The 9,031-nt window shown below is 65.0% G+C and carries 8 protein-coding genes, 1 pseudogene and 1 riboswitch; of the genes and pseudogenes, 1 reads left to right on the top strand and 8 read right to left on the bottom strand.

Annotation, left to right across the window (positions count from 1 at the left end; genetic code table 11):
• From GPA21_RS17240 to GPA21_RS17210, 7 genes are all read right to left on the bottom strand, one after another.
• A partial coding sequence (locus GPA21_RS17240; RefSeq protein WP_168989346.1) for an ABC transporter substrate-binding protein occupies positions 1-572 on the bottom strand: 572 nt, incomplete at its 3' end.
• Positions 572-1,183 (bottom strand): cob(I)yrinic acid a,c-diamide adenosyltransferase, encoded by a 612-nt coding sequence (gene cobO / locus GPA21_RS17235; protein WP_168989345.1) that lies wholly within the window; start codon positions 1,181-1,183, stop codon positions 572-574. The genes GPA21_RS17240 and cobO, both read right to left, overlap by 1 nt.
• 143 nt (positions 1,184-1,326) lie before the next feature.
• Positions 1,327-1,536, bottom strand: a riboswitch (cobalamin riboswitch).
• A gap of 91 nt (positions 1,537-1,627) precedes the next feature.
• Entirely contained in the window at positions 1,628-3,892 is a 2,265-nt protein-coding gene (locus GPA21_RS17230) for an EAL domain-containing protein (protein ID WP_168989344.1), read from the bottom strand.
• Between the two features lie 114 nt (positions 3,893-4,006).
• The gene (locus tag GPA21_RS17225; RefSeq protein WP_168989343.1) at positions 4,007-4,636 is read right to left on the bottom strand and encodes a response regulator transcription factor; all 630 of its coding nucleotides are present in this window, start codon (positions 4,634-4,636) and stop codon (positions 4,007-4,009) included.
• Positions 4,633-6,495, bottom strand: a complete 1,863-nt coding sequence (locus GPA21_RS17220) for a sensor histidine kinase (RefSeq protein WP_168989342.1) — start codon at positions 6,493-6,495, stop codon at positions 4,633-4,635. Before GPA21_RS17220 ends, GPA21_RS17225 begins: the two co-directional genes overlap by 4 nt.
• A gap of 382 nt (positions 6,496-6,877) precedes the next feature.
• Positions 6,878-7,711: a bifunctional nuclease family protein gene (locus GPA21_RS17215; RefSeq protein ID WP_168989341.1), complete on the bottom strand. Its 834-nt coding sequence runs from the start codon at positions 7,709-7,711 to the stop codon at positions 6,878-6,880.
• 70 nt (positions 7,712-7,781) lie between these two features.
• Entirely contained in the window at positions 7,782-7,982 is a 201-nt protein-coding gene (locus GPA21_RS17210) for a hypothetical protein (RefSeq protein ID WP_168989340.1), read from the bottom strand.
• Between the two features lie 152 nt (positions 7,983-8,134).
• Here GPA21_RS17210 and GPA21_RS17205 point away from each other — a divergent pair, with 152 nt between their 5' ends.
• Complete coding sequence (locus tag GPA21_RS17205) at positions 8,135-8,827, top strand: dienelactone hydrolase family protein (protein ID WP_168989339.1); 693 nt, start codon at positions 8,135-8,137, stop codon at positions 8,825-8,827.
• A 4-nt stretch (positions 8,828-8,831) separates the two neighbouring features.
• Here GPA21_RS17205 and GPA21_RS17200 read toward each other — a convergent pair.
• Positions 8,832-9,031: pseudogene (locus GPA21_RS17200) on the bottom strand (MFS transporter); the annotation flags it as partial.

The raw sequence follows: 9,031 nt of genomic DNA, 5'->3' as shown, positions 1-9,031 counted from the left end.
CCCGCGGCGGCGTGGTTGCGCAGGCCGGCGGCTTCCAGCACCGCGTGGACGTGGGTCTGTGCCCCGGCGGTGCCGCCGTTGGGGCGCAGGTAGAGCGCGCTGGCGCCGCCGCCCTGGTCGAGTGTGGCGAGGCGTTCCCTTACCTCGGCGATCAGCGCTTCGGCGGCTTCCGTTCGGCCGATGCGTGCACCGACCCGCAGCGTACTGTCGAAGATGCCCGCCCAGTCGTCGGGAAACGGCACGGTGACGATGGCGATGCCGTGATGTTCGAACAACGCCGTCTGGTGGCGCGCCTGCCAACGCCGCGAGGCGAGCACGATGTCCGGGCGCGCTGCGATCACTTCCTCCGCACTGCCGCTGTTGGGCGCGAAGCCAGCCGCGCGCGCGGCGAGCGAGGAGCGCGCCGGATCCTGGCTGCGCGCCGACACCGAAACGATCTGCGCGGGGTCGGCGAGGCTGAGCAGCACGATGTCCGCGCACAGATTGGTCGACATCACGCGCGGCAATCCGCCTGCCGCCGCCGCTGCGGCGGGCAGGGTCAGGAGCAGCGTCGCGGCGAGGCGGCGCAGCATCAGAAGTCGATGCCTGCCTGGGCCTTCACCCCTGCCTTGAAGGCGTGCTTGCGGTCGGCGATCTCGCTCACGGTATCGGCCAGCTCAACCAGTTCCGGCTTTGCCGCGCGGCCGGTGACGATCACCGTCTGCATCGGCGGACGGGCGCGGATCGCGTCGAGCACCGCGGCGGTGTCGAGGTAGTTGTATTTCAGCATGTAGGTGAGCTCGTCGAGCACCACCAGGCTGAGCGCCGGATCGGCCAGCATGCCGGTGGCCTGCGCCCAGGCCTCGTCGGCGGCGCGCTTGTCGGCATCCCAGTTCTGCGTGTTCCAGGTGAAGCCGGTGGCCATCGCGTGGTAGCGCACCGCGGCGCTCGCCGGGTGTTGCTGCAGAAAGATCACCTCGCCGGTGGCCTGGGTGCCCTTGATGAACTGCACCACGCCGGCGCGCTGGCCATGGCCCAGCGCGCGATACAGGGTGCCGAAGGCGGACGTGGTCTTGCCCTTGCCGTTGCCGGTGATCAGGAGGACGATGCCGCGCTCTTCCTGCGCCCGGTCGATGGCCGCGTCGACGACCTCCTTCTTGCGTTGCATGCGTTCGTTGTGGTTTTGCTTCTTGTCTTCTTCCATCGTGCTGGCTCCTGCTGTTTCGGGGCCGGGGGAAGAAGGTAGCGACGGACTTGCTTCGCGGGTCGTGGGATGAGCGACTTCGCGAATCCGGGGCATATGCGCACCCGTGACCGATCGACACCCGCCCGCACCCCGGGGCGTTGTTCTGTCGTATCGAAGGGGTCGGTCTTCTGGCTCGCCGTCATTCGGTTGCCGCCGCCTTCCCGGGTGTGACCCAGTGGCTGGTATGGCGGTACCGTCAGGCTTACAGCAGCGGGGGCTGCGCCGGAATGGCGAGACTGACTCGCGTCACCGGACTTCCCGTTTCACCCCTGCGCGGTTTGCGCGGGGGTTCCCGAACGATGTGCGGACTATACGCCGATCCGTCATGCGACCGCAAATCGCCTGACCCTTGAAAACTGCGGCATGATCAAGGCATGTGTCTGAGTGAGACACCGAGAGAAGTCAGGGAGATTGCGCTTCGTCCGCTCCGTGCAACTCGCCGTGGCCGCGTCGCCACTGCCCGAACTCGGCTTCTTCCATCGGATGACCGAGCAGGTAGCCCTGGATGGTTCGGCACCCCGCCCCCGAGAGGAAATCCGCCTGTTCCTGGGTTTCCACGCCTTCGGCCACCAGGTTGAGCGAGAGCGTCTTCGCCATTGCGATGATGGTGCGCACGATGATCTCCACGCGTGGGTCGGTGCCGATCGCCTGGGTGAATGACAGGTCGATCTTCAGGGTATCCAGCGGGTAGGTCCCCAGAGCGGCAAGCGAGGAGTGACCGGTTCCGAAGTCGTCTATCGCGACCAGCACGCCGAGCGCGCGAAGCTCGGCCAGTGCGGATGCGGTATGTGCAGGGTTGCTCATTGCCATGCTTTCGGTGATCTCGATCTCGAGGTGTCCGGCCTGGAGTCCGCTTTCGTTCAAGGCGCTCCGGATCGTCGCCAGCAGGCCCCGATCGTGGAACTGACGTGGCGAGAGGTTGACCGACACCCGCACGTCGTGCCAGCCCTCGGCCTTCCAGCGCGCCGCCGCGCGACAGGATTCGCGGATGACCCAGGCACCGATCGCGTGAATGAGGCCGGTCTTTTCGGCGATGGGTATGAAGCGGTCCGGGGAGATGGTTTCGCCCTGATGTCGCCAGCGCAGCAACGCCTCCACTCCACGAAGCCGTCCGGTGTCGAGGTCGGCCTGCGGTTGATAGACGAGGAACAGCCCTCCGTCGGACAACGCGTTGCTCAAGGCGCTGCCCAGCACCAGGCGATCGCTCGCATTGGTCTCCATCTCCGGCCTGAAGTACTGGAATCCGCCGGATCCGGACGCCTTGGCCCGATACATGGCACTGTCGGCTCGTCGAAGCAGGACGTTAGCGGTATCGCCGTCCTCGGGGCTGACGGCGATACCCGCGCTCGCGGTCACCCTGAGTTCGCAACGCGAGACGGTGATCGGCTGCGCGATGGCCTCGAGCACCTTGCGTGTCACGATCGCCGCGTCGTGCATGTGTGTCAGGCCGGGAAGCAGGATGGCGAACTCGTCTCCTCCGAGTCGTGCGAGTTTGTCCTCGTGCCTGAGACAGCCGCGCATACGGTCGGCGATCGTTCGAATGAGAGCATCGCCGTCATCATGGCCAAGCGTGTCATTCACATACTTGAACTCGTCCAGATCCAGCACGACGACAGCGACATTGTCGGTTTCGGCTCCGACGCGGTTCAACACCTTGTCGATCTCCCTCTGCAGGCCGGAGCGGTTGGACAGGCCGGTCAATTCGTCATGGTGGGCCTTGTGCTCGAGTGCGTGCTCGATGCGCTTCTGCTCCGACAGGTCGACCAGCAGTGCGACGTAGCGCACCACAGCGCCCTTGTCATCGTGAATGGCCGATACGCAGAGCAGTTCGGGGTACTCCTGGCCGTTCTTTCGGCGGTTCCAGATTTCGCCTCGCCAGCTGCCACTGATCGAGAGCGTCCGCCAGAAGTTGGCATAAAAGGACTCGTCGTGGCGTCCCGAGCGAAACAGGGCGGGAGTGGCGCCCATGAGCTCATCCCGGGTGTAGCCGGTGATCCGGCACACTGCGGGGTTCGCCGCGACGATGCGTCCGCCGAGATCGGTGATGAATATGCCTTCGATCGCAGAATCGAACACCGCCGCCGCTTCTGCGTTGGTGCGTTCGTGTCGCTCGACGCTGGAAAGCCGCTCGAGAACAGCCAGGCAGCTTCCGATGCGACTTGCAGCCTCTTGCAGGAGCTTGACCTCGGTTTCGCGAAACCGGTATTCGATGGTGGTGCCGACGTAAAGCACGCCAACGCACTGTTCGCCGTCGAGCAGCGGCACAATGGCCAGTGCTTGTGCGGGTGCGACGAGAGCGGGTTCTGCCGGCGCGTGACGGGCAGTGACCGCCGTTCGGGTACGCAGGCAACGCAAGGACAGCGGCGTCCCGCGCATTCCGCGGCGGCCGACGATTGACCGGCCGGCAAGTTCGACATCGTAGCGCCCGGCGGAAGCGCGGATGCAAAGCGAGTCGGACGTCGTCGGCACTCCGATCCAGACGAGATCGTAGCCGAGTCTCTCGACGATCACCCCGCAGGCGCTCCGGAGCCGCATCTCCAGAGTGATACGGGGCGCGAGGCACGCGTCGCACAGGTCAAGCAACAGCGCGCGACAAACGCTGGGCGAAAGGCGAACACTCGCCCTTGGGTCGGTCTGCCCGCCGTTGCCCTTGCTTGTAACGCCCACCGTTTCTCCGTCGTGCGCAATCGTCCGGCGTGATGCTACGGACGGGGTTGCGGGGGGGCTAGTCGTGATTCGATGACGGCATGTAGGGCTTCGCCTACAGGCGTGACGCAACCGTCACAGCAGGTCGTGATCCAGCGCGTAGCGCACGATCGCGGCGTTGTTCTCGAGGGTCAGCTTGTCCAGCACACGCGCACGATACGTGCTCACCGTCTTCGCGTTGATCTGCATCTCCGCGGCGATCGAGGCGATGCTTCGCCCTCGGGCGAGGTTCATGAACACCGAGAACTCTCTCGGCGACAACCGCTGGTGGGCATGGGTGGGCGCGCCGCGCGCCAGTTCCATCAGCATGTTTCTTGCGCTGCGTGCTTCGAGCCACGCATCGCCTTGCGCCACCTTGCGGATTGCCTGGATCAGCTCACCGGATGAACAGTTCTTGCTCATGTATCCGAGAGCGCCGAGTCGTGCGGTCCTCGCGGCGTATTGCTCAGCCGGATACATGGACAGTATCAGGACCGGTGTGGTGTCGTTGCGCTCGCGCATCTGTTCGAGCACGTCCATACCTTCCATGTCCGGCAGGCGAAGGTCGAGCAGCATGAGATTCCAACCGCCATTGGCCAGAAGCGAGAGGGCTTGTGCCCCGCTGTCGGCTTCTCCCCCGATGGAAAGGTCGGACTCGCCGTCCAGAAGGCGCTTGAGTCCTTCGCGAAAGAGCCGATGATCGTCGGCTACGAGTATTCGTGTCATTCGCTCCCCTCCAGATCGCCGGCCGGCGCGACTAGCTTTACGGTCGTGCCACCGCTGGCGCTGGGGGCGATCTCGATATAGCCACCCATAAGCAATGCGCGCTCACTCATGCCCTGAATGCCCGATACCCGCTCGGCCCGCCCGAAACCGCGGCCATTGTCAGTGACTTCAACGACCAGCAACTCGTCGACAACGCGGGCATCTACCGAAACACGGTCGGCGCCGGCGTGCTTGGTCACGTTCGTGAGGCACTCCTGAACCACGCGGGAGACCTGTTCCGCATGGGTGGGTTCCAACCTGGAGATGGCAGGCTCGACCTTCACCGATACTGCGAGCGCGTGGTGTTGAGCGACCTCCCGGCCAAGCCAGGCGATGGCCTCGGGCAGACCCACCTCTTCGACGATGGCCGGTCGGAGGCCGGTAACGATCTGGCGGGCGGTGTCGAGCGAGTTGATCGCGACCTCGTGCATCACGGTCAACCGGTCGCGCAAGCGCGTGTCGTCGACATGGTCGAGCAACCACTCGATATCGTGTCGGAGTGACGCGAGCGAACCACCCAGCTCGTCGTGCACCTCGCGGGCGATGCGTTCGCGCTCCGATTGTCGCGCGTGCTCGATGTCCGCCGCGAGCTTCCGGATCTGATGCTCCATGTGCTTGCGATCCGTAATGTCCTGCTGGATCGCGACAAAGTGTCTTGTGCGCTGGTGCCGGGTGCGGATCGGTGTGACCACCTGGTATGCGGTATAGAGGCTGCCATCCTTGCGCCGATTCACGATCTCGCCCGACCAGGCCTGACCAAGCGTCAGGCTGCTGCGTAGCGCGGCATAGAAGTCTGCCGGTTGTGCGCCCGAGCGAAGTACCCGGGGCGTCTGCCCGATCAGCTCATCACGCGGGTAGCCGCTGAGTTCGACAAAAGCCTCGTTGGCCCACTCGATGACGCCGTGCGCGTCGGTGATGAAGATGGCGTTTGCCGCGGATTCGAGCGCTTTCCCGAGCAAGGCGAGGCGTTCGTCCTGCTCGGCGCGTTCGAGCATCAGGCCGGCCTGGCGGGCAAACTCGCCAATGATGTCACTGCCCTCGCGTCGTCCGGCGTTTGGCCACAGCAGTACCAGGAGCGTGTCACTTCGGGAGGCGCGGTGAATTCTGATCGCGCTGACCTGGACCCGGCGTTTGGCTCCGGGCAGCGCGATCTCTCCCGCGGCGATGCCGCTCCCATCGCCTTCATTCCGGAGCGCGGCTGCGAAGGTGTCGCAGGCGCCGACGCCGTGCCACCTCATCTCGCTCTCGATCAGGGTCTTGAGGGTCTGGCTGGCACCTCCGGCGTGCGCGACGATCTTCAGCGTTCCATCGGGCTGAGCGTGAGCCATGAATGCAAGGTCGAGCTCAAATGCATCGGCAACTGCCTCGCAGATCCGGACCGCAATCTCATCGCGGGGCATGGGTTCGGGCCATTCCAGCGGTTCCGTAAAGGCGCGCTGCAGACGCTCCCGGCGGTGTCGTTCCGTAACGTCGCGCGAGACGGTCACGATTACGGGAGCCTCCGGGACATCGTCCGCGCGTGTGGCGTACGTTTCGAGTACGCGGTGTCCGCCTGTCGCGTGTCGAAATCGGGCGCGAACGAATACCGGCGCGTCCGGTACGGCTCGCAGGCGCCCGAGTGCGGATTCGACTGCGGGCAGGTCGGCCGGATGAATGAGGTCTCGAACGTCAATGCCGGCGAGTGCGCTTTGTGGATAGCCAATAACGGCGTTGGATGCCGCATTGGCGTGCAGAATGTGCAAGTCTTCGGACAGTACGGCGACGAGATCGCTGGCTCGTCGGTCGATGAGCCAGGCAAGCGTTTCTGAGTGGTAAGGCATTCGGCAGTGCTTGATGAATTGCGTGCGGTTCGAATACCACGACTGCAAGCGAAGGACTCGCAGCGACCGCTTTCGAGCGGAACGAATGGTAGAGGCTCACACCCGCACTCGGGAAATCTTGCCGCAAGTATAAGACCAAGACTCCGCTTTGCACCTGTCGGGCGAGCACTCTGCAGTGCGCTGGACCGATAATCCGTGCTTTCAGCACTGAGGCGTAGCGATGGCGCCGAGGCGTCACGGCGAGCACGTCGGTGGCCGCAGCCGTGACGGTGCAGGAGCTGCGGGCCAGGGCGCAGAGCCGTTTGGCGGCGCGCGTAATCCGGAGCAGCGCGGACCCGCTCCATGCCGGGTATCCGGGGGCACCGCGTCAACCGGGGGTGCGCTACAGCGCGACCGGACGTCCGCCTCTTCGTTCGGGGACCGCAGTCGGCAGGCTCGCCTCACGGCGTTCGCCGTCGTGCCAGTAGTCTACGCGTGCGTGCTCGCCGGACGGTGTGGCGCGAACGTATTCGAGATACTCCATGGGAGTCGTGGGAACGCTTCCGTTGACTGAAAGCACCAAAGCCCCTGCGCCGATTCCGGCATAGGCCGCGCGGCCGGTCGCGTTCGTGACCAGCACCCCCGGGGTGTCCGGCAGGCCAAGCGCATCACGCAGTTCGTCGGTGGCCTCGACGACGGTGATGCCGATTGCGCTGACGACCTGGTCGTTGCGCAAGCCTTCGAACTCCATGCCGATGCCCGCCTGCAGCACCTTGGGTGCGACCCGGATCTCCGCGCCGCTCCGCGCGGCCAGTGCCAGCGCGTCGCTTGGGCGAGCATCGATGCGGACGAGTCGGGCGTCATCGCCCACGTTGACTTCAAGTGCACCGTGGTAGGTGCCGTCACGCAGGTCGTCGACTACGACGCTCACGAGCTTGCCCGACAGTTTGTCGATGACGTCCTGCAGCAGATCGTGCGTCATTGGTCGCGGTGTGACCACACCGTGCAAGGCCATGAGAATTGCGCGAGCTTCGGGAGGGCCAATGAATATCGGCACGACGTCTCCTGACAGCGGCTCTCGCAGGAGCACGACCGGAACGTTGCTGCCGCTGAGCATGGCAACCGTGGCCAACTCGACTGTAATCAGGCTTTCCGGCGTCACAGCCAATTCACGCGCCGCGCCGGGGCCGGCAAGCGTGAGCGCCAGCATGAGTGGCATCAGCAATCGTCTGGACATGATCTGGCTCCGGAAGGTCTTCCTGCGTCAGCGCGCCTGTGAGGTTCTGAGTCCGTTCGGGCGCGAGGGTTCAACTGCCGCGTAGCTCCGGTCCGACGACCAGCACCATCATCGCCAGCCAAAACACGATGCCGAGCAGCAGTGCCAGTGCAAGTCCGGCGATAACAACGCGCCAGCGGCGGCTCTGTGGGTCCGGCAGCGCACGCAGGGCGCGGAAGGACAGAGCGAGCGTCGCGCCAAGCAGCAGCAGAAGCAGGACGATGGTGGTCATGGGTCGAGACGAGACACGGAGGACAACGATTTCAGCATAGGGGGAATGCCGTCCGTTCGCCAATCGGCCGGCGGCTGCTCACAGCTTGACGGGAGGTACCGGCGTGTCATTTACTGAGACGTTGTTTCCACACAGACAGACGGAGGACGGGCATGGGCAAAGTCGTGAATTTCAATCGACCGGATGGCAAGACGGTTCAGGGCTATCTCGCGCAGCCGGCACAGGCTGACGGCGCACCGGGTGTCGTCGTGATCCAGGAGTGGTGGGGTCTCAACGACCAGATTCGGGGCGTGGCCGACCGTCTCGCGGCAGCGGGCTACCTCGCGCTGGTGCCGGATCTCTACCGCGGCAAGTCGACCGTCGAGGCTGAGGAAGCCCACCACCTGATGAGCGGGCTGGATTTCGGCGATGCGGCTTCGCAGGATATCCGCGGCGCTGTCCAGTTTCTCAAGGGACGTGCCGACAAGGTTGGCGTGACGGGCTTCTGCATGGGCGGTGCGCTGACGCTGCTGGCGCTGTGTAACGTACCTGAAGCCGATGCCGGCGTGGTCTGGTACGGGTGCCCGCCGCTCGAATACATCGATGCCGCGAAGATCACTGCGCCGGTGATGGGGCACTTCGCGACCCAGGACCAGTTCTTCTCGATCGAAACCATCGACGAACTCGAGGACAAGCTCAGCAGCGCCGGTGCGGACATCGAGTTTCACCGCTACCTTGCACACCATGCGTTTGCCAACGAGACCGCAGTCGGCGCTTCGCGTCTGCCGGCGACTCAGTACGACGCGTTCTGGGCACAGCAGGCCTGGGACCGGACGATGCGCTTCTTCGGGCGCAAGCTCGGCTGAGGACTCATCCCGTGCTCACGGCCTTGCGTCGCCACAGCGGCCACAGGCCGATGAGCCCGAGCAGCGGGCCGGGCAGCAATAGCCAGGCGACATGGTTGCCCCAGTCGGCGATCACCCGGGTGCCGATCGCGATCGACACCATGGTGATCGCGAAGCCGATCGCGTTCTGCAGCGCGAGGGCGCTGCCGACGATTTCGGGTGGGC

This window comes from Azoarcus taiwanensis (genome assembly GCF_012910885.1).
Taxonomy (GTDB): Bacteria; Pseudomonadota; Gammaproteobacteria; order Burkholderiales; family Rhodocyclaceae; genus Azoarcus_F; species Azoarcus_F taiwanensis.
Note: the sequence above shows the minus strand (reverse complement) of the source record. Positions and strands in the feature narration are given on the sequence as shown.